The following is a 21051-nucleotide window of genomic DNA, read 5'->3' on the forward strand; positions in this document are numbered from 1 at the left end:
AAGTTGGCATGATTTTTGCTTGAATAATATGCGAACAAAAAATTTTTGGAAAGGGGATCAAGAAAATGAAAGCTGCAGTCGTTCACGGGTTCAAACAAAAGCTAAGCATCGAAGAGGTAGAAAAACCGAAGTTAGGGTACGGTGAGGTACTTGTCAAAATCGAGGCTTGTGGAGTATGCCACACCGATTTACATGCAGCTCATGGGGACTGGCCAATTAAACCTAAACTCCCTCTCATCCCTGGTCATGAAGGAGTTGGAGTCGTTGTCGAAATAGGAGAGGGAGTCAAAACGATAAAAATTGGTGATCGGGTTGGTGTTCCATGGCTATATTCAGCGTGTGGGGAGTGTGAATATTGCCTAGGTGGACAAGAAACACTTTGTCCACATCAATTAAATGGCGGCTACTCAGTAGACGGTGGATATGCGGAATATTGCAAGGCCCCAGCAGACTATGTAGCAAGAATACCTGAAAATCTAGATCCGGTAGAAGTCGCACCTATTCTTTGCGCTGGGGTGACCACATATAAAGCTTTAAAAGTATCGAATGCCAAACCAGGTGACTGGGTTGCCATTTACGGGATTGGTGGGTTAGGCCATATCGCTTTACAATATGCTAAAGCCATGGGGTTCAATGTTGTTGCTGTAGACATTAGCGATGAAAAAATAGAACTCGCAACAAAATTAGGAGCAGATATTGCTGTTAACGGACTAAAAGAGGATCCGGTAACGGCAATCCGTGAAAAAGTGGGCGGGGTTCAGGCTGCTATTAGTGTTGCTGTGACAAAAAAAGCCTTTGAACAAGCTTATCAGTCTGTTAAGCGTGGGGGATGCCTCGTTGTTGTGGGCTTACCTAACGATGAATTACCAATACCGATTTTTGATACGGTCTTAAATGGTATTACAGTAAAAGGATCGATCGTCGGAACAAGAAAAGACATGCAGGAAGCATTAGATTTTGCGGCTCGAGGGAAAGTTCGTCCAATCGTGGAAGCTGTTCCGTTAGATAAGGTCAATGAAGTATTCGAGAGAATGGAGAAGGGACAGATCAACGGACGTGTTGTTTTAACTTTGTAAAAATCATAAGGAAACGGGGGTACCATCCCCCAATCTAAAAGTTTAAAAGGGGAGGAATTTACATGATTTACGCCCAACCGGGACAACCTGGTTCACTCATTACATTCAAAAAGAGATATGAAAATTTCATCGGTGGGGAATGGGTCCCGCCAATAGATGGGGAATATTTTGAAAACATTTCACCTGTTACTGGACAAGTATATTGCGAGGTCCCTCGTTCAAAAGCTGCTGATATTGAATTAGCACTCGACGCAGCTCATGCAGCAAAAGAAGCATGGGGACGTACATCTGTTGCTGAACGGGCACGTCTGCTCAATAAAATCGCAGACCGAATGGAAGAAAACTTAGACATGCTTGCCGTGGCGGAAACGTGGGAAAATGGAAAGCCGATTCGTGAAACACGTGCGGCTGACATTCCTCTAGCTATTGATCATTTCCGCTATTTTGCCGGCTGCATTCGCGCTGAGGAAGGCACGTTGGCAGAGATTGACGCGGATACCGTCGCTTATCATTTTAAAGAGCCGCTCGGCGTTGTCGGACAAATTATTCCATGGAATTTCCCAATTTTAATGGCGGCTTGGAAACTCGCACCTGCTTTAGCTGCTGGCAACTGCGTTGTACTAAAGCCAGCTGAACAAACACCGACATCGATTCTCGTGCTGATCGAACTCATTCAAGATTTACTACCAAAAGGCATTGTGAATGTCGTCAATGGATTTGGTCTTGAAGCTGGCAAACCGCTCGCTTCTAACCCACGTATCGCAAAAGTTGCCTTTACCGGCGAAACGACGACGGGACGTCTCATTATGCAGTATGCATCTCAAAACTTAATTCCGGTCACACTTGAACTTGGGGGAAAATCACCAAACATTTTCTTCGCCGATGTCGCTGCGAAAGATGACGAATTTTTTGATAAAGCGCTTGAAGGATTTACAATGTTCGCTCTAAACCAAGGGGAAGTTTGTACATGCCCTTCGCGTGCATTAATCGAAGAATCCATTTACGATGTATTTATGGAACGAGCATTAGAGCGAGTCAAACAAATTAAACAAGGCAACCCGCTCGATACGAGCACAATGATCGGTGCTCAAGCCTCGTCCGAACAGCTAGAAAAAATTTTGTCATACATTGATATCGGTAAACAAGAAGGAGCTGAACTTCTCATCGGTGGCGAACGCAACATGTTAGAAGGGGATTTACAAGGTGGTTATTATATGAAGCCAACCGTCTTTAAGGGACATAATCGGATGCGTATTTTCCAAGAAGAAATTTTCGGTCCCGTTGTTTCCGTCACAACATTTAAGGATCAAGATGAAGCGTTATCGATTGCCAATGATACATTATACGGACTTGGTGCCGGAATATGGACGCGCGATATAAATACCGCATACCGATTTGGTCGCGGCATTCAAGCTGGACGCGTTTGGACGAATTGTTATCACACTTATCCGGCTCATGCAGCGTTTGGTGGATATAAAATGTCAGGAATCGGTCGTGAAACGCACAAAATGATGCTCGAACATTATCAACAAACGAAAAACTTACTTGTTAGCTATTCGCCGAAAAAACTTGGATTTTTCTAATCGTTCAGGCAGCGTCTCAAAAGCGCTGCCTTTTTTGAAAGGAGCTGATTGTGCATGCAACCGAAAGTAGTAGCGACCGAAGCTGCGCTACAACTTATCGAAAAATTAAAAGAAACATACGGTCCGCTTATGTTTCATCAATCTGGTGGTTGTTGTGATGGAAGCTCACCGATGTGTTATCCACAAGGGGAGTTTATGATCGGGGACTCAGACGTATTGCTTGGCGAAATCGGAGGATGCCCATTTTATATGCATGCTGCTCAATACGAATATTGGAAACATACGCAACTAATTATTGATGTTGTACCTGGCCGCGGTGGCATGTTTTCACTTGAAGGGCGCGAAGGAGTACGTTTTTTAACAAGGTCGAGGAGACTTAATTAGGAACACACTCTTTTGTGACGTTGTTATGCTTATTGTACAGAGGGGATCAGATCAAAAGTGATCTACAACTTTGAATCTGATCCCTTTTCTTTTAGTAAGTACCTTAACTTTCGGACTGTAATATTTAAGCGCTCCGCTGCTTCTTTTCTGTTCCCAATAGTTTCTTTTAGCGTCTTCATAATAAACGAACGACTCATCTCTACCTCCATCTCTCTGACTAAAGAAAGCACATATTCAAGATCCACTTTTTCATTGCTTCTCCACATGGACAAAACGTGGGTTACCCATTGTTGCAAATATACCTCGAAGTCTAATTCCTTTTTCTTGTCTTGCTCATCATCCGCTCGCTTCAAAGGTAGTGAAGCCTTTAATTTTTCAGGTAAATATGAAGGAGTAATAACAGCTGTTTCTCCTTCTGCTAATGTTACTGCTCGTTTGACGACATTAAATAACTCTCTTACATTTCCGGGCCAATAATATTGTCTCATACAAGCAATACTATCCTCAGAAAATGTCATAGAAATATTTAACTTTTTCAAAAAGTACTCAACGAGAAGCGGCAAATCTTCCAGACGTTCACGAAGTGGTGGGATAGTCAACTTCACAACATCAAGGCGATAGAGCAAATCTTCCCGAAAGTTTCTTTCCTCCACCGCCTTAGCAAGATTTACATGAGTTGCGGCAATAATACGTGCATTTGTTTTCCGAACCGTTTCACCACCGACTCGCATATATTCCCCCGTCTCTAATACCCTCAACAACTTTACTTGTGTAGCAAGCGAAGCTTCACCGATTTCATCTAAGAACAACGTACCACGGTTAGCAATTTCGAAAATTCCCTTTTTTTCTTTTACTGCTCCCGTAAATGCTCCCTTTTCGTAGCCAAACAGCTCACTTTCCAATAATGTTTCTGAAACCGCACCACAATTAACCCCAACAAAAGGATGATCATATCGCATACTAGCACTATGGATAAAATGAGCAAGAACTTCTTTTCCTGTACCTGTTTCTCCTTCGATAAGTACATTTACATTTTTCTTTGCGATTTTATATGCAAACTTTAATAAATCATTCATCTCTTTATTCGTTCCAACGATAAACCCAAGCGTTTCAGCTAACTTATACATATCATTTTGTGTCGAAGTAACACCGCTATACAACAAACCATCAATTAGTTGTTCCAGTTGATCAATATCGTCAAATGGTTTTTCCACATAGTCACTTGCCCCGTATTTGATTGCTTCCACCGCTGTTTTTACAGTACTATAGCCCGTCATCACCACAACTTTGCAAAAAGGAAGTGAAACCCTCAGTTGCTTTAACAAATCTAGCCCATTTGTATCCGGCAACTTCACATCAATTAATGCCAAATCAAAGTGATGCTGTCTAATAAGTTCGGAAAAGTCTTTTCCACTAAATCCAATCTTTACACTATAGCCTTTTCCCTCCAAAAAATGACTAAAAAATGTACCTACCTCACGCTCATCATCAATGACTAAAATACTTTTCATTCATTTTCCTCCTTCACTGCGCAAGGAATCTTTAAGCAAAATTCACTTCCTCTACCTAGCTTACTAACTACCTCAATGGTCCCACCGTGTGCTTCCGCAATACCTAAGCTGACCGAGAGACCAAGACCTGTCCCCTTCCCCGGTCTCTTAGTTGTAAAAAATGGATTAAAAATTTCTTGTAAATGTTGCTCTGCAATTCCTTTTCCATTGTCCCTAACACATAGAACGACCCATTGTTTCTCGTTCTCGATAAATTGTTTCGTTTCAATCACAATTACCTTTCGATCACTTTCCACTTCTTCCAATGCATCTTTTGCATTGATTAAAAAGTTTAAAATAACTTGTCCAATTTGCTGAATGTTTGCTTCGATCAAACCCAGCGAACTATCTAGTTTTTTTTGAATCCTAATATTCTGTTTTTGAATTTGATCTCCAATTAACCCTAAAACTTGCTCAACAGCTTCATTTATAGAACACAATTCAAATACATATTCATCCTGTCTAGAAAACGTCAATAAGTTTTGAATAATGCTTTTGCACCGTTTCCCACATAAATGGATATCATACAATAATTTATACGAACGGTCATCTTTCTTAATTGATCGTAACAACAATTGTGCATTACCAAGAATTGCAGTTAGTGGATTGTTTAGTTCATGTGCAATGCCAGCTGCCATCTCTCCAATAGCAGCAAGTTTCCCAGACTGAATAAGTTGCGCTTCAATTTGTAATTTTTCAGTAATATCATTGATGTAAATAATAATCGCATACATTTTTTGTTGTTCGTTCCATACAGGATAAGAATGAAACTCACAAACACGTTGCTGGATATAAAATTGACGATGGACAGGTTTTTTGGTTTCTATCGTTTCAACAATCGGACTTTCCTTAAAATTTATCGATAGTAACTCACAAATATTTATGTTATATAGATTCATCGAAAAAAAAGCTTTAGCTGCATCATTATATTTCAAAATATTTCCTTCTAAATCAACAACGAATATCATTTCGGAGACTGCCCGAAACGTTTCCTCCCATTCTTTTTTACTTGTCAGCACTTCATTGTAAAGGCGAACATTTTCAATACAGACTGCCAATTGATCACCAAACTGTTGAAAAAAAGAGAGATCAGATTCGTCGTACATAATCACCTCCTCACTACCAATACTTAGCAAACCAATAACTTGCGCCTTTCTCATAAGCGGGATAAGTAGTATGCTACGAATTCCTAGTGCTTGGTATATCTTATTTTCAAAAAATGCTTTCTCTTCTTGTACTTGATAGAACATTTTCTCAAGTGATTGCATTACTTTCCAGTAAAGAGAATGCTCTTTTGGCACCACAAATCCAACTGGAAAATATAAATCTTGTTCTGGATATACGTTCGTTAATATAAGTTGCTCTTGTTCATATAGCAACAAGCTAATTCGCCCTATAGGGAAAATCTCTTTTAGTTTGTCAAACGTATTTTTCAGCATATCATCGATCGACATGTCGATATTAAAGCTCTTTGTAATATCATTGATGATTTCTAACTGCATATTCTTCTTTTTTAACTCATTTACCATTTTTTTTAATTCGGTATAGTAGCTCTTCTTTGAAGATTGTACCCCTGTTAATAAGTTGATGATTTGTTGCCTATCTCTCATCGCCCTTACCATGCCTTTCTAAATAGTTCCTCAATGTCTTCTATAGTTACATCTCGTGGATTTGTAATCATGCACGTATCGTGAAAAGCGGAAACACTCATCCTTTTTAACTGATCTTTCTCAACACCTATATCCGCTAGCCTTTGTGGCGTACCAATATCCATAGTCAGCTGTTTCACGTGCTCAATTGCTTTGTTTCCAGCCTCCATATTCGACATTCCCCGAATATCAACACCTAGAAAAAGAGCAATATCTGCAAATTTCTTTGGATTTGCTAACAAGTTGTATTCCATCACATGTGGTAACAAAATCGAATTCACTGCTCCGTGAAGGAGGTTATATTTTCCTCCTACCGCGTGCGACATTGCATGAACCGCTCCTAAAATTGCATTAGAAAAAGCTAGACCAGCCTGTAAGCATGCCATTGCCATGTTTATTTTAGCCTCTATGTTCATTTTTGAAGCTACCGAAGGCCGCAAATATTCAGCAACAAGTGAAATAGCATTTTTAGCATGTACATCCGTCAAAGGTGTTGCTGCCAGACTAACATAAGCTTCAATACCATGGGTTAACACATCTAGACCTGTTGAGGCAGTTAAATGCGGACTTTTAGTCGACAATGTTTCAGGATCAATGATCGCAATATCAGGAATAAGTGAACGGGAAATGATCGTCATCTTTTTCTCTGTCTCTGTGTCAACAATTACAGAAAATTGAGAAACCTCAGAGCCTGATCCTGCTGTTGTAGGCACCATTACCTGTGGCGGGAGAGGATAACGAATTTTGTCAACCCCTTCATAATCATGAATCCGCCCACCGTTAGTAACAAGAATGGCGATTGCTTTTGCTACATCAATGGAACTTCCACCGCCAACCCCGATAACCGCATCACATTCGTTTTCGAGGTATATACGACACCCCTTCTCCACCTCTTTATCTTTTGGATTAATGGTTATGTCGTGAAATGTTGTATAGCTTAACCCCGCTTGCCGACAACTTCTTACAACTACATCTAGCCAACCAGCCTCCATAACTCCTGGGTCACTAACGATAAATACATTCGTTGCCCCAAGTCGCACACAACTTTCCCCTACCTGTTGAATGGAAGCGTTACCAAAAATAACTTCAGGCATGACGAATTTATGGATATTCATACATTCGCTCCTTAACAACAAATTTAAATTAATTGTATAACTTTTTTAAATTTTTTGTCTATTGTATCGTTTTAAAAAGTGCCCTCATTTTTTACGAGAGCACCTTTTGTCGTAATTGGATATCCTTCTATATTCCCATGCAATGAACTATTATTTCATCTTGCTGTTCATCTGGAATTGTTGGGTTTTTATCGGATGATCGGGCACTTCATGATGATGGCGGCAACGTGGTTCGTACGATTCACTCGCACCGATTAAAATGACAGGGTCATAATAAGATGCAGGACGACCGTTAATGAGCCGCTGTGTGCGCGATGCAGGAGAGCCACAGACAGTACAAACAGCTTGTAGCTTTGTCACCGATTCAGCGATAGACATTAACGTTGGAACAGGTCCGAACGGTTCACCGCGAAAATCTTGGTCTAAACCAGCCACAATGACACGATATCCTTCATCAGCAAGCTGTTGCACAACATGAACGACATGTTCGTCAAAAAATTGCACTTCATCAATCGCCACAACGTCCGTATGTGCGGAGATATGTTTTCGAATGTCTAACGCACAAGAAACAGGAATAGCAATAACAGAAGTTCCATTATGAGAAACGACAGCTTCGTCACTGTATCGATTATCAATCGCTGGCTTAAACACTTTCACTTCTTGTTTTGCAAATTGGGCGCGGCGTACGCGGCGAATGAGCTCTTCTGATTTTCCTGAAAACATGCTGCCGCAAATGACTTCGAGCCAGCCGGATTGCTTCATAACATCCATCGGGGCGTCCCCTTCCTTTCAAACTTTCACGAAAAAAACAGGCAAGTGAAAAATGTTCGCTTGCCTGTTTTCATGACATACGGATTACTTAAGGCCGTATTTTTTGTTAAATTTATCAACACGTCCTGCAGCAGAAGCGAATTTTTGACGTCCTGTGTAGAATGGATGGCATGCTGAGCAAATTTCTACGCGCACTTCATCTTTAACAGAACCGCTCTCAAACTCGTTTCCACACGCGCACTTAACCATCACTTTTTTATAGTTTGGATGGATTCCTGCTTTCATCTCATTTCATCTCCTTCCGCCCTGAATCTTTTCGAAACAGAGTTTATATGCAATGAAAAACACACATGATAAAATTATAACAACCGTCCCGCTGTTTTGCAACTATCCATTTATAACCGTTTTAAATTTCCGGCTGTTTTCCACTCTTCATCCAACATCGCAAAAAACTCCTCGTTTGTCTTTGTTTGCTTTAGTCGGTGAATAAATCGCTCAATAAAGTCTGGCGTATCTGACATTGTCTTACGAATCGCCCATAATTTTTCTAGATGTTCTTTTGGAATTAATAATTCTTCTTTTCGCGTACCTGAACGACGAATGTCGATGGCAGGGAAAATACGCTTTTCCGCTAATGAGCGGTCAAGATGAAGCTCCATATTCCCCGTTCCTTTAAATTCTTCATAAATGACATCGTCCATGCGCGAACCTGTATCGACAAGAGCGGTCGCTAAAATCGTTAAACTGCCGCCTTCCTCAATGTTTCGTGCTGCCCCGAAAAACCGTTTTGGACGATGGAACGCAGCCGGATCAATTCCTCCTGAAAGCGTTCGGCCGCTTGGAGGAATGACGAGGTTGTATGCGCGCGCTAAACGCGTAATACTATCCATTAAAATGACAACGTCACGTTTATGCTCCACAAGACGCATTGCTCGTTCAAGTACGAGCTCCGCCACTTTAATATGATTTTCTGGCACTTCATCAAACGTCGAGCTGACGACATCGGCAGATACGGAACGTTCAATATCCGTCACTTCCTCTGGACGCTCGTCAATGAGTAAAACGATCAGTTCAACGTCAGGATGGTTCGTTGTAATGCTGTTGGCAATTTCTTTTAACAACATCGTTTTTCCCGCTTTTGGAGGCGCGACAATTAAACCGCGCTGACCAAATCCGATCGGAGCAATTAAATCGATGAGGCGGGTAGATATCTTGTCTGGCGTCGTTTCCAGCTTCATTTGACGGTTTGGATAAAGCGGCGTAAGCGCTGGAAAATGAACGCGCTCTTTCGCGATTTCTGGATCTTCACCGTTTACAGCCTCAACATGCAATAAACCGAAATACCGTTCGTTTTCTTTTGGCGGGCGCACTTTTCCTGATACTTTATCACCGTTGCGCAGATCGAAGCGGCGAATTTGCGATGCGGAAATATAAATATCTTCTGAACTAGGGGAATAGTTAATTGGACGTAAAAAACCAAACCCTTCTGATTGGATGATTTCAAGCACGCCTTCCATGAAGAAAAGACCGTCTTGTTCTGCGCGCGCTTTTAAAATAGCAAAAATTAATTCTTTTTTTGTCAGTTTGCTGTAATATGAAATTTTGTATTGGCGAGCTAATTCATATAGCTCTTTAATTGTCATATTTTCTAGCTTTGCAATCGTTAAATCTCCTAACTCCATACTTACACCACTCTTTTATTTATTTTCATGAATTGCTCTTTGGATGGGAACAGCGAAGATGAAAAGATAATTACGAGAAGAAACGTAACACGACTATTTTACCCTTTTTTTATATTGTCAATCAATAGAAAAAGAGCGAGAGCGCGAAAAGTTCGCGCATCCCGCAATCACTTAATAACGAGATTCGGCTTTTTCTTTAAGCTATGGCGTCCTTCGATGAAACGAACCGTCCCTGATTTCGCTCGCATAACGATGGAGTGTGTTTCGCCATATGCCCCCTTAAATTGTACCCCACGTAACAATTCGCCGTCAGTCACACCCGTCGCCGCAAAAATAGCGTCGTCTCCTTTCACAAGGTCCTCCATACGCAATACACGGTTCACATCTAGCCCCATTTTTTTGCATCGTTCCAACTCCGCATCGTTTTGCGGCAATAGTTTTCCTTGTATTTCTCCACCGAGACATTTGAGCGCAACAGCGGCTAATACCCCTTCTGGTGCACCGCCTGAACCGAACAAAATGTCTACCCCTGTATGATCGAACGCTGTATTGATCGCCGCCGCAACGTCGCCATCATTAATAAGCTTAATGCGCGCCCCTGCTTCACGCAACTCGGCAATGATGCGTTCGTGGCGCGGACGGTTTAAAACGATCGCCACAACGTCTTCAATGTCTTTATTTTTCGCTTTGGCAACTGCCTTTAAATTATCAATGATCGGAGCGTTAATGTCGATCATGCCAACCGCTTCTGGTCCAACCGCAATTTTGTCCATGTACATATCTGGCGCATGAAGCAAGTTGCCGTGATCCGCTACGGCGACCACGGCTAAGGCGTTCCAACCGCCAGAAGCGACAATGTTCGTTCCTTCAAGCGGATCAACCGCCACATCGACACGCGGACCGTAACCGTTGCCAAGCTTTTCACCAATATACAACATCGGTGCTTCATCCATTTCCCCTTCACCGATGACAACCGTTCCTTTCATCGGAATCGTATCAAATACATCGCGCATCGCAGATGTGGCTGCTTCATCGGCTTCGTCTTTTTTGCCACGCCCCATCCAACGCGCTGCGGCTAATGCGGCAGCTTCCGTCACACGAACAAGCTCCATCGATAAACTTCTTTCCATCGTTTCTCCCTCTCCCCTTTGGTGCATTATGTGTTTTTCAGTTGTTCGATTTCTTGCTCTGTCATTTGTTCGCGCCAAACTGTTGCACCAAGATTGACAAGTTTGGCAACTAAGTTGCTGTATCCGCGGTCAATATGTTCCAACCCTGTAATTTCTGTAACCCCTTCGGCCATTAATCCCGCGACCACAAGCGCTGCCCCTGCCCGCAAATCGGTCGCACGCACTTTCGCCCCTTGTAATCGCGAAGGACCTGTAATAATCGCTGAACGTCCTTCGACTTTCACATTGGCGTTCATGCGCCGCAATTCATCAATATGTTTGAATCGCGCGCTATAAATCGTATCCGTCACAATGCTCGTCCCAGATGCCTTCGTTAATAGTGAAGTGAATGGCTGTTGTAAATCGGTCGGAAAGCCAGGGTAGACAAGCGTTTTAATATCAACTGCGCGAAGATGATCTTTCGTCGCAACGAGAATTTGGTCATCGCCCGTTTCGACAACGACACCCATTTCACGCATTTTCGCAATAACTGCTTCCAAATGCTGCGGAATGACGTTGTCAATGATCACCTCTTTCCCCATAGCTGCACCGATAATCATATACGTTCCCGCTTCAATGCGATCCGGAATAATGGAATGGCGGCAACCGTGCAATTGTTCAACACCGTCAATACGAATGACGTCTGTTCCTGCCCCTTTAATGCGCGCACCCATATTTGTCAACAGCGTTGCGACATCAATAATTTCTGGTTCTTTTGCTGCGTTTTCAATGATCGTTCTCCCTTTTGCCAAAACAGCAGCTAACATAATATTAATCGTTGCCCCAACGCTGACGACGTCCAAGTAAATGCGCGCGCCACGAAGCTCTTCAGCGCGTAAATAAATCGCACCTTGTTCGTTTGTCACTTTCGCTCCAAGCGCCTCGAATCCTTTAATATGTTGATCAATGGGACGCGGTCCTAAATGGCAACCGCCCGGCAATCCAATGGCCGCTTTTTTAAACCGCCCAAGCATCGCCCCCATCAAATAATATGAGGCGCGTAATTTTTTTACTTTTCCGTTCGGCAAAGGCATGGAAACGATATGTGACGGGTCGATAACGACTTCGTTTCCATCGAAATGAAATGTACCGCCAATTTCTTCGATTAATTGTCCTAGCACATGAACGTCTGAAATGTTCGGCAACCCTTCAATGACTACGGGTGAGTTCGCTAAAATAGCGGCTGGAATGAGCGCAACGGCGCTATTTTTCGCTCCGCTAATGCGCACAGAGCCTTGAAGGAGGTCGCCACCAACGATTTTTAACTTTTCCATATGTGTCTCCCTTCTCGCAAAGCAAGTCCTAGAACGCATGGAAACTTAATCCTTATTTTTGATTCGCTTTATTCCAGTCTGCTAAAAATTTTTCGATGCCTTGATCAGTAAGTGGATGTTTAAATAGTTGCATAAGCACGTTGTAAGGGACTGTCGCAATGTGTGCCCCTTTTAATGCTGCTTCTGTCACATGTTGTGGATGACGGATAGATGCGGCGATAATTTCCGTTTCAATGTCGTGAATGGCGAAAATGTTCGCGATCGTTTCGATTAAGTCTAAGCCGTTATGACCGATATCATCGAGGCGTCCTAAAAATGGAGAGACGTACGTTGCACCAGCGCGCGCCGCCAACAATGCTTGATTCGCGCTAAAAATAAGCGTCACGTTTGTTTTAATTCCTTTTTCGCTAAATACTTTGACCGCCTTTAATCCTTCTGGCGTCATCGGCACTTTAATTGTAATGTTCGGCGCGATTTTCGCTAATTCTTCCCCTTCCGCAATCATTCCTTCTGCATCTGTAGCAATCACTTCGGCGCTAACGGAACCAGAAACGAGAGAAGTAATTTCACGAAGACGATCGTGGAACGATACATTTTCTTTTGCGACGAGGCTTGGGTTTGTCGTTACACCCGCTAAAATGCCAAGTTCATGAGCGTGGCGAATTTCATCAATGTTCGCTGTATCAATAAAAAATTTCATAATTTCAACCTCCTAAACGCTTTCAAAATGGAATGAAACAAAACCGCCCGCTTCAGCAAACGCTGAAACGGTGCGGCTTGTATTACAATGCTTTGCCGGAAGAACCGAATTCGCGCATTTTCCCAATGACTGTTTCTTTAATCGCATCGCGGCCAGGGCCAAGAATTTTGCGCGGATCGTACACTTTTTCGTCTTTCGCTAACACTTCGCGCACCACTTTTGTAAACGCCATTTGGTTTTCTGTGTTGACGTTAATTTTTGATGTACCGAGCGAAATAGCGCGTTGAATTTGTTCTGTCGGGATACCTGTTCCACCGTGCAATACGAGCGGTACACCTGTACGATCACGAATTTCTTCCATCTCTTTAAATCCTAGTTTTGGCTCTCCTTTATATGGACCATGTACAGAACCGAGCGCTGGTGCTAGACAGTCGATGCCTGTACGCTTTACAAGCTCCTCGCACTCATCTGGATTTGCATAAATGATTCCTTCTGCAACGACGTCATCTTCTTGTCCGCCGACTGTTCCGAGCTCAGCTTCAACAGAGACGCCACGCGCATGAGCGTACTCCACCACTTTTGATGTAATTTCAACGTTTTCTTCAAACGGATGATGTGATGCGTCGATCATAACAGATGTAAATCCAGCATCAATCGCCGCTTTACATTTTTCAAAGCTAGAACCGTGGTCAAGGTGAATCGCAACAGGAACAGTAATGTTCATGTCTTCCATTAATCCTTTGACCATGTTTACAACCGTTTTGAAGCCGCCCATATAGCGAGCTGCTCCTTCAGACACACCAAGAATGACAGGAGACTTCTCTTCCTCGGCTGCCGTTAAAATTGCTTGTGTCCATTCTAAGTTGTTAATATTGAATTGACCGACCGCATACTTGCCTGCCAATGCTTGTTTAAGCATTTCCGTCATTGAAACTAAAGGCATAGTTAAATCCCCCTTAAATTAGCCATTGTTACTATCCGAAAGCGCCTTTCACATGTACAATGACCAAAATACGACAATTTTATACAAGACGACCTCGAATAGTATGTACATTATAAGAATAACAAACTTTGTTTCCGTACATCAACATTATTCACCGAAACGAACGAAACTTCGTGAAAAAAGTTCAAAAAGCTGTCAATGGTTAACGAATGTATTTTTTCACTGCATCACGCATATCATCTATATCAAAAGGCTTCGCAAAATGTGTCAGCGCACCAAGTTTTTTCGTCTCATGAATCATATCAAGCTCTCCGTAAGCTGTCATCACGATGACTTTTACGTTTTCATCCATCTCTTTCATTTTCTTTAAAATTTCGACCCCGTCCATGCCTGGAATTTTCATATCTAACAACACTAAATCAGGGGAGTGTTTTGCAAACAATTCAAGCGCTTGGACACCGTTTGCCGCTTGATATGTTTCGTATCCTTCTTTTTGAAACACTTCGTTTAATAAAATGCGAATGCCAAACTGGTCGTCCACAATTAAAATCTTCCCCGCCATCATAAACACCTCTATTTTCTCTTTTTCATATGTAAAGCTCCTATTTTTATTACCGTATCATTATTTCGAAATTTTTATCATTTATCCTGCTTGATGTTCTAATTTTGATCATTTTTTTATTTTTTAATATAATGAACACCAAACAAGACGTCGCATGAAAAGGGGATTTACCATGTTAAAAATATTATCGACACAGCTTGCAGGTGTGTTTCAACGAATAAGCGCCCAAGAAGAACAACAGTTTGAAGATGCCGCCCGTCTGCTTGCTCAAGCAGTGATCAGCAACGGAACGATTTTTATTTACGGAATCGGTGAAATGGAAGCGGTCGTTGCTGAAGCGTTGCATGGAGCTGAACGTCTGCTGAACGTAAAACAGCTAGATATGAATAAAGTGACAACTGCTGACCGCGTGCTCATCGTTTCGCGTTTTTGCACAGATGAAAAAGCCATTCGCATCGCGCAACAACTTCGTGAACAAAACATATGGACGATCGGCATGTCGTCTGTTATAGCGGAAGCGAAGGCATCGCTTGTTGACTATGTCGATGTACATATTGATTTATGTTTAAAAAAGCCGCTCGTTCCCGCAGAAGATGGCACGCGCGTCGGCTTTCCTTCCGCTGTTGCCGCTTTATTTGCGTATCATAGCTTAGCGCTCGTGACGCAAGAAATCGTGGCAGAATACGAGTAAGAGGATGCCCATATCGGACATCCTCCTTTATTTTTCTAACGATGCGCGAATAAATTCGCGGAAAAGTGGTTGTGGACGCGTCGGACGAGATGTAAATTCCGGATGGAACTGCGCCGCAACGAACCATGGATGATCTTTCAACTCAATAATTTCTACAAGGCGGCCGTCTGGACTTGTTCCTGAAAACACAAAACCGTGCTCTTCCATCATCGTACGATATTCGTTGTTAAATTCATAACGATGGCGATGGCGCTCATAAATGACTTCATCTTGATATGCTTCGTACGCTTTCGTTCCTTCAACGAGCTTGCACGGATACAAGCCGAGGCGAAGCGTTCCTCCTAAATCTTCAATATCTTTTTGTTCTGGCAATAAGTCGATAATTGGGTGTGGCGTGTTCGGATCAATTTCTGCTGAATGAGCGCCTTTTAACCCGACGACATGGCGAGCAAACTCGACAGATGCTAGCTGCATACCTAAACAAATGCCAAGGAACGGAATGCGCTGTTCGCGCGCATATCGAATCGCCTCAATTTTTCCTTCAATGCCACGATCGCCAAATCCACCTGGAACGAGAATGCCATTTACCCCTTGAAGCAACTGTGCAACGTTGTTTCGATCGACATGCTCAGAGTTAATCCATCGAATGTCCACGTCCGCATCAAATGCATACCCTGCATGGCGCAACGCTTCAACAACAGAAATGTACGCATCTTGAAGCTCAACGTATTTTCCAACGAGGGCAATCGTTGTTTTATTCGATAAATTGCGCACTTTTTCAACAAGCGCAACCCATTCGGTCATATCAGCTTCGTTACAGTTTAGTTTTAAATGTTCGCAAACGATTTGATCGAGCTTTTGTTCTTGAAGCATAAGCGGTACAGCGTATAACGTATCGGCATCGCGCGCTTCAATAACCGCTTTCGGATCGATGTCACAGAACAAAGCAATTTTATCTTTCATATCTTGAGACATCGGCATTTCTGTGCGCACAACAATGACGTTTGGCTGAATGCCTAAGCTGCGCAATTCTTTTACGCTATGTTGCGTCGGTTTTGTTTTCATTTCACCTGCCGCTTTAATATACGGCACAAGCGTACAATGAATGTACATGACGTTGCCGCGACCGACGTCGCTTTTGATTTGGCGAATTGCTTCTAAAAACGGGAGAGACTCAATATCCCCAACTGTTCCGCCAATTTCAGTAATGACGACGTCCGCATTCGTCTCACGTCCCGCACGGAACACGCGCTCTTTAATTTCGTTTGTAATGTGTGGAATGACTTGTACCGTACCACCTAAATAATCGCCGCGACGCTCTTTTTTCAATACGGTTGAGTAAATTTTCCCTGTTGTTACGTTGCTGTATTTGTTTAAGTTAATGTCAATAAAGCGCTCATAATGACCTAAATCTAAGTCCGTTTCCGCCCCGTCATCTGTGACGAACACTTCTCCGTGTTGATACGGGCTCATCGTTCCTGGGTCAACGTTAATGTACGGATCAAATTTTTGAATCGTCACTTTTAAGCCGCGATTTTTTAATAATCGGCCAAGTGATGCAGCCGTAATTCCTTTCCCAAGCGATGATACGACGCCACCTGTTACAAAAATATATTTTGTCATGAAACCTTCCCCCTCAACTCATTTGGAATAGTTACAGTGTGTGCGAATTCGGGGAAAAATAAAAACGCTCCGCTTACAAATATGTAAGGGAGCGAACGTATCTCTATGAAAAGAGCCCAAACAGAATTCTACATATATCGATGTAAAAAGTCAAGATTATAATTCCTCATCTTCTTCTAATTCAAGTTCTTCATCGACGACGTCTAGCTCTTCATCGAGCGGGGCATCATCTAAATCTAGTTCTTCATCTAATAAATCATCAATCACTTCTTCATCTTCATCCAATACAAATTCATCATCTAATAGCCCTTCATCCTCTAATAATTCTTCATCTAAATCGTCATATACTAATTCGTCCTCATCAATGATGTCATCGAAGTCATCAAAGTCATCCGCCACTTTTTTCTTCTTCACGCGCTCCACAGGTACCGCTTCGTCTTCTGTTTGATCATACGGATACCAAGCGCGCAAGCCCCAAGCCGTTTCCCCGGTACAAATAAACCGTCCATCGACGTTTAGATCTGTATAAAACTGCGCTAATCGCGCGCTCACTTCGTTTTCAGACAATCCTTTAATGGCGACTAGCTGCTCGACCATCTCTTGAAACGACATCGTTTGCTTTTTCTCACACAATAGCAAATATGCAAGTTCTACGAAAGACATCTCTCGCAATTGTTCTTGAGAGTATTGCTCCAAACTCACTTTCCGCACTCCCTTTCTCCAACGTATGAAAACAACAAAAATCCATACCATTCATTATAAACAAATTCATTTACTTTATGCTAGAGCGTCGCCCAAAAAAAAATGTCGGGACATTCCCTGACATTACATATTGCGGCGATATTGTCCACCGACTTCATACAACGCTTTCATGAATGACCTCCGCTCCACTTGCTTGCAAAATGCGACGCATAATGTTAATGGCCGCATCGTGCCCATCAAACAAACTAGACGCCGTCACAAAGCGAACATGATGTTTTGGACGATAAATGTGCGCCATGTTTCTCCCATCCCCTTTCGCTACCGCTTTATAATCCCTTCAAGCAATAGCTTTGTTTGCAATTCAATATATTCATCGAGCGTATACATTTTTTTCAACGCCCAACGACGGAATCCCCACATTTGACCGAGAACGAAAATGTTATGTGCAAATAATTGAATTTCTTGTTCTGTTAATGAAAATACCCCATTGTCCACACAGCGTCGTAAAATATGTTCAAACATCGCAACCATTTGTAATTCTTTATTGAGCACATAAGGAAGCGATTCTTTACCAAGCGATTTCGCCTCTTGATACATAACGAGCACTTCGTCTTGCAGCTCGTCAACGACACGGAAATAGTAATTAATTGCTAATTTTAAACCGTCTAAATCCCCTTTTGTCGTATCGATTGCCTGCTCCATACGATCGCGCACTTCATCGTAAATCCGATCGCACACTAAATAAAGAACATCTTCTTTTTTGCGAATGTATTCGTATAACGTTCCGATGCTAAAACCAGAAGCGCGGGCAATTTCGCGCGTCGTCGTTTGATGAAAACCTTTTTGTTTAAATAGCGAAATCGCCCCTTTAATCATTTCATTTCTCCTTTTTTTCACAAGCCGCTCATCTTTTACAGACGCTGGCACCTCACGCTTTTTCATCACATCACTCCTATTTTGTCAACATTCTTGAAATGACGATGCGTTGAATTTCTTGCGTCCCTTCATAAATTTGCGTAATTTTTGCATCGCGCATAAACCGTTCGACTGGATAGTCTTTCGTATAACCGTAGCCACCGAAAATTTGTACCGCTTCGACGGTCACTTTCATCGCTGTATCTCCTGCAAACAATTTCGCCATCGCTGATTCTTTTCCGTACGGTAAGCCATTTGATTCAAGCCATGCCGCTTGATACGTTAGTAAACGAGCAGCTTCAATAGCAGTTGCCATGTCAGCTAGTTTAAAGGCAATGCCTTGTTGTTCTGCAATTGGCTTGCCGAATTGAATACGTCCTTTCGCATATTCTACCGCTGCATCTAACGCCCCTTGCGCGATGCCAACCGCCTGCGCTGCGATACCATTTCGACCGCCATCAAGCGTCATCATCGCAATTTTAAATCCTTCTCCTTCTTCACCGAGCAAATTTTCTTTCGGAATGCGACAATCTTCAAAAATGAGCCCTGTTGTTGGCGATGAACGAATGCCGAGCTTTTTCTCTTTTTTCCCGATCGAAAAACCAGGCGTTCCTTTCTCAACAATAAATGCGCTAATGCCGCGGTGCTTTTTCTCTGGATCTGTCACCGCAAAAACGACATAAATGTCCGCTTCTCCACCGTTTGTAATCCATACTTTTGAACCGTTTAATACGTAATGATCACCATCACGCACCGCACGCATTTTCATCGCTGACACGTCAGAACCTGCACCCGGCTCAGATAAACCGTACGCCCCAAGCTTTTCCCCTGTCGCTAGTGCTCGTAAATACGTTTGTTTTTGTTGTTCTGTCCCAAATTTATAAATTGGCCAACTTGCTAATGAAATGTGAGCAGAAAGCGTCACTCCCGTCGATGCGCATACCTTTGAAAGCTCCTCCACCGCGATGACGTATGCCAAATAGTCGCTACCGATACCGCCGTATTCCTCTGGCCATGGGATGCCCGTCAAACCGAGATCTGCCATTTTATTAAAAATGTCGCGATCAAAACGTTCTTCTTCATCGCGTTCTGCTGCGGTTGGTGCAACTTCGTTTTTCGCAAAGTCGCGCACCATTTTTCGTATCATTTCATGCTCTTCGCTTAATTGAAAGTTCATTTCCCCATCCCCCTAAACAAATGTTTACTAATGACGAGCCGCTGAATTTCGCTCGTTCCTTCGTAAATTTCACATACTTTCGCATCGCGGAATAATCGTTCAACCGGATAGTCTTCGGTATAACCGTTGCCTCCGAAAATTTGTACCGCTTCGACGGTCACTTTCATATCCCTATACCCCATTAATGGACTTCAATCATAATTGCATCGCCTTGACCGCCACCGCTACAAATCGCTGCAATGCCAAGGCCGCCTCCGCGACGTTTCAATTCATGAATTAACGTAATCATAATGCGCGCTCCGCTCGCTCCGATCGGATGCCCAAGCGCAATGGCACCGCCGTTTACATTTACTTTTTCTTCTGGCAAGTCAGCAATTTTCATGCTTGCTAAAGCGACAGCAGCAAACGCTTCGTTAATTTCAAATAAGTCAATGTCGTTTACGGTTTTGCCTGTTTTACGCAACAATTCGTTGATGACGATGCCTGGTGTTTTCGGAAAATCTTTCGCTTCAATGGCAATCGCCGTATGGGCTACAATTGTCGCAAGTGGCGTGAGCCCTTCTTTTTGCGCGCGCTCTTCGCTCATTAATACGAGCGCAGCTGCTCCATCGTTTACCCCCGGCGCATTGCCTGCTGTAATCGTGCCTGTTGGATCAAATACGGGCGCCAGTTTCGCTAATTTTTCAAGCGATGTATCCTTACGCGGTGATTCATCCACCGCTACGGTGATCGGTTCCCCTTTTCGTTGTGGAATAGAAACAGAGACGATTTCTTCAGCAAATTTGCCGCTTTCGATCGCCGCAATCGCTAATTGATGGCTGCGATACGCCCAGCGGTCTTGTTCTTCGCGCGTAATGCCTAACTCTTTTGCTGTTTCACTTCCGTAAATACCCATATGCACACCTGTAAAACTGCATGTCAATCCATCATAGACCATTAAATCTTTCACCGTCGAGTCGCCCATACGCAATCCCCAACGTGCTTTCGGTAATATATACGGCGCATTGCTCATCGATTCCATTCCACCTGCAACGATGACGTCCGCATCTCCAGCACGAATGATTTGATCACCGAGCGTGACGCTACGCATCCCTGAGGCGCACACTTTATTAATCGTTTCGGTTTTTGTCTCCCACGGGATCCCCGCTTCTCTCGCTGCTTGCCGCGATGGAAGTTGTCCTTGTCCACCCTGCAATACGGTGCCAAATACGACTTCATCGATATCTTCTGCACGAACATTTGCGCGCACGAGCGCCTCTTTGATCGCAATACCTCCAAGCTGCGCTGCGCTCAATGCGCTTAAACTGCCACCAAACTTTCCAAAAGGTGTACGTACCCCGCTAACAATGACCGTTTTCCCCATGTTTCTCCCCCTTTTCTTCATAAGAAAGCCCTTTCAAAAATATTGAGCGAACGCTCGTTCAATGATGGACGGGCAAAGAAGGCGCACGACAAGCCGCACACCTTCCTATTGCTTTCATTGTA

General features: G+C 43.0%; 21 protein-coding genes and 1 pseudogene. 4 read left to right on the forward strand and 18 right to left on the reverse strand.

Translation table 11 applies throughout. The features are described 5' to 3' along the window. Positions 1-65 precede the first annotated feature (65 nt). The 3 genes from adhP to ABEV15_RS01895 all read left to right on the forward strand — a co-directional run bounded on the left by adhP (position 66) and on the right by ABEV15_RS01895 (position 3043). A complete protein-coding gene (gene adhP / locus ABEV15_RS01885; protein ID WP_498852226.1) occupies positions 66-1076 on the forward strand; it encodes an alcohol dehydrogenase AdhP in 1011 nt (336 codons plus the stop codon). Positions 1077-1138: 62 nt separating this feature from the next. After that, entirely contained in the window at positions 1139-2659 is a 1521-nt protein-coding gene (gene adh, locus ABEV15_RS01890) for an aldehyde dehydrogenase (RefSeq protein ID WP_004893051.1), read from the forward strand. Between the two features lie 54 nt (positions 2660-2713). Beyond that, positions 2714-3043, forward strand: a complete 330-nt coding sequence (locus ABEV15_RS01895) for a DUF779 domain-containing protein (protein ID WP_064220730.1) — start codon at positions 2714-2716, stop codon at positions 3041-3043. Between the two features lie 62 nt (positions 3044-3105). On the opposite strand, the gene ABEV15_RS01900 is transcribed toward ABEV15_RS01895, so the two are convergent. From ABEV15_RS01900 to ABEV15_RS01950, 11 genes are all read right to left on the reverse strand, one after another. Continuing rightward, entirely contained in the window at positions 3106-4554 is a 1449-nt protein-coding gene (locus ABEV15_RS01900) for a sigma-54-dependent transcriptional regulator (protein ID WP_498852227.1), read from the reverse strand. Further along, positions 4551-6203, reverse strand: a complete 1653-nt coding sequence (locus ABEV15_RS01905) for a sensor histidine kinase (RefSeq protein ID WP_064214554.1) — start codon at positions 6201-6203, stop codon at positions 4551-4553. Before ABEV15_RS01905 ends, ABEV15_RS01900 begins: the two co-directional genes overlap by 4 nt. A 5-nt stretch (positions 6204-6208) precedes the next feature. After that, complete coding sequence (locus tag ABEV15_RS01910) at positions 6209-7357, reverse strand: iron-containing alcohol dehydrogenase (RefSeq protein WP_498852228.1); 1149 nt, start codon at positions 7355-7357, stop codon at positions 6209-6211. A 150-nt stretch (positions 7358-7507) separates the two neighbouring features. After that, positions 7508-8128: a thymidine kinase gene (locus tag ABEV15_RS01915; protein WP_498852229.1), complete on the reverse strand. Its 621-nt coding sequence runs from the start codon at positions 8126-8128 to the stop codon at positions 7508-7510. A gap of 84 nt (positions 8129-8212) precedes the next feature. Next, positions 8213-8413: a 50S ribosomal protein L31 gene (gene rpmE, locus ABEV15_RS01920; RefSeq protein WP_003397039.1), complete on the reverse strand. Its 201-nt coding sequence runs from the start codon at positions 8411-8413 to the stop codon at positions 8213-8215. Positions 8414-8523: 110 nt separating this feature from the next. Further along, a complete protein-coding gene (rho, locus tag ABEV15_RS01925) occupies positions 8524-9810 on the reverse strand; it encodes a transcription termination factor Rho (RefSeq protein WP_429630126.1) in 1287 nt (428 codons plus the stop codon). A 167-nt stretch (positions 9811-9977) separates the two neighbouring features. Then, positions 9978-10940 (reverse strand): class II fructose-bisphosphatase, encoded by a 963-nt coding sequence (gene glpX / locus ABEV15_RS01930; protein WP_429630124.1) that lies wholly within the window; start codon positions 10938-10940, stop codon positions 9978-9980. 26 nt (positions 10941-10966) lie between these two features. After that, positions 10967-12253 carry a UDP-N-acetylglucosamine 1-carboxyvinyltransferase gene (murA, locus tag ABEV15_RS01935; protein WP_498852230.1) on the reverse strand — a complete coding sequence of 429 codons (1287 nt, stop codon included), beginning with the start codon at positions 12251-12253 and terminating at the stop codon, positions 10967-10969. Positions 12254-12305: 52 nt separating this feature from the next. After that, the gene (fsa, locus tag ABEV15_RS01940) at positions 12306-12953 is read right to left on the reverse strand and encodes a fructose-6-phosphate aldolase (RefSeq protein ID WP_003397044.1); all 648 of its coding nucleotides are present in this window, start codon (positions 12951-12953) and stop codon (positions 12306-12308) included. 82 nt (positions 12954-13035) lie between these two features. Beyond that, positions 13036-13896 carry a class II fructose-bisphosphate aldolase gene (locus ABEV15_RS01945; RefSeq protein WP_498852231.1) on the reverse strand — a complete coding sequence of 287 codons (861 nt, stop codon included), beginning with the start codon at positions 13894-13896 and terminating at the stop codon, positions 13036-13038. A 202-nt stretch (positions 13897-14098) separates the two neighbouring features. Further along, positions 14099-14461, reverse strand: coding sequence for a response regulator (locus ABEV15_RS01950; RefSeq protein WP_498852232.1), 363 nt, complete (start codon positions 14459-14461; stop codon positions 14099-14101). 169 nt (positions 14462-14630) lie between these two features. On the opposite strand from ABEV15_RS01950, the gene ABEV15_RS01955 reads away from it, so the two are divergent. Beyond that, on the forward strand, positions 14631-15149 hold the full coding sequence (locus tag ABEV15_RS01955) for a DUF2529 domain-containing protein (protein ID WP_429630116.1): 519 nt from the start codon (positions 14631-14633) through the stop codon (positions 15147-15149). A gap of 27 nt (positions 15150-15176) precedes the next feature. Here ABEV15_RS01955 and pyrG read toward each other — a convergent pair whose 3' ends face one another. The 7 genes and pseudogenes from pyrG to ABEV15_RS01990 form a co-directional block, all read right to left on the reverse strand. After that, the gene (gene pyrG, locus ABEV15_RS01960; RefSeq protein ID WP_429630114.1) at positions 15177-16772 is read right to left on the reverse strand and encodes a CTP synthase; all 1596 of its coding nucleotides are present in this window, start codon (positions 16770-16772) and stop codon (positions 15177-15179) included. Between the two features lie 156 nt (positions 16773-16928). Then, positions 16929-17474, reverse strand: a complete 546-nt coding sequence (gene rpoE / locus ABEV15_RS01965; protein WP_429630112.1) for a DNA-directed RNA polymerase subunit delta — start codon at positions 17472-17474, stop codon at positions 16929-16931. A 154-nt stretch (positions 17475-17628) separates the two neighbouring features. Next, complete coding sequence (locus ABEV15_RS01970; protein ID WP_339172008.1) at positions 17629-17772, reverse strand: hypothetical protein; 144 nt, start codon at positions 17770-17772, stop codon at positions 17629-17631. Positions 17773-17792: 20 nt separating this feature from the next. Next, positions 17793-18416, reverse strand: a complete 624-nt coding sequence (locus ABEV15_RS01975; protein WP_498852233.1) for a TetR/AcrR family transcriptional regulator — start codon at positions 18414-18416, stop codon at positions 17793-17795. Positions 18417-18426: 10 nt separating this feature from the next. Next, positions 18427-19566 (reverse strand): acyl-CoA dehydrogenase, encoded by a 1140-nt coding sequence (locus ABEV15_RS01980; protein ID WP_498852234.1) that lies wholly within the window; start codon positions 19564-19566, stop codon positions 18427-18429. Next, positions 19563-19733 (reverse strand): annotated as a pseudogene (locus tag ABEV15_RS01985) (acyl-CoA dehydrogenase family protein); the annotation flags it as partial. The gene ABEV15_RS01980 and the pseudogene ABEV15_RS01985, both read right to left, overlap by 4 nt. A 14-nt stretch (positions 19734-19747) precedes the next feature. Then, positions 19748-20929, reverse strand: a complete 1182-nt coding sequence (locus tag ABEV15_RS01990; protein WP_498852235.1) for an acetyl-CoA C-acetyltransferase — start codon at positions 20927-20929, stop codon at positions 19748-19750. Between the last annotated feature and the right edge of the window lie 122 nt (positions 20930-21051).

The sequence above is a fragment of the Bhargavaea massiliensis genome (assembly GCF_050480245.1).
GTDB lineage: Bacteria > Bacillota > Bacilli > Bacillales > Anoxybacillaceae > Anoxybacillus.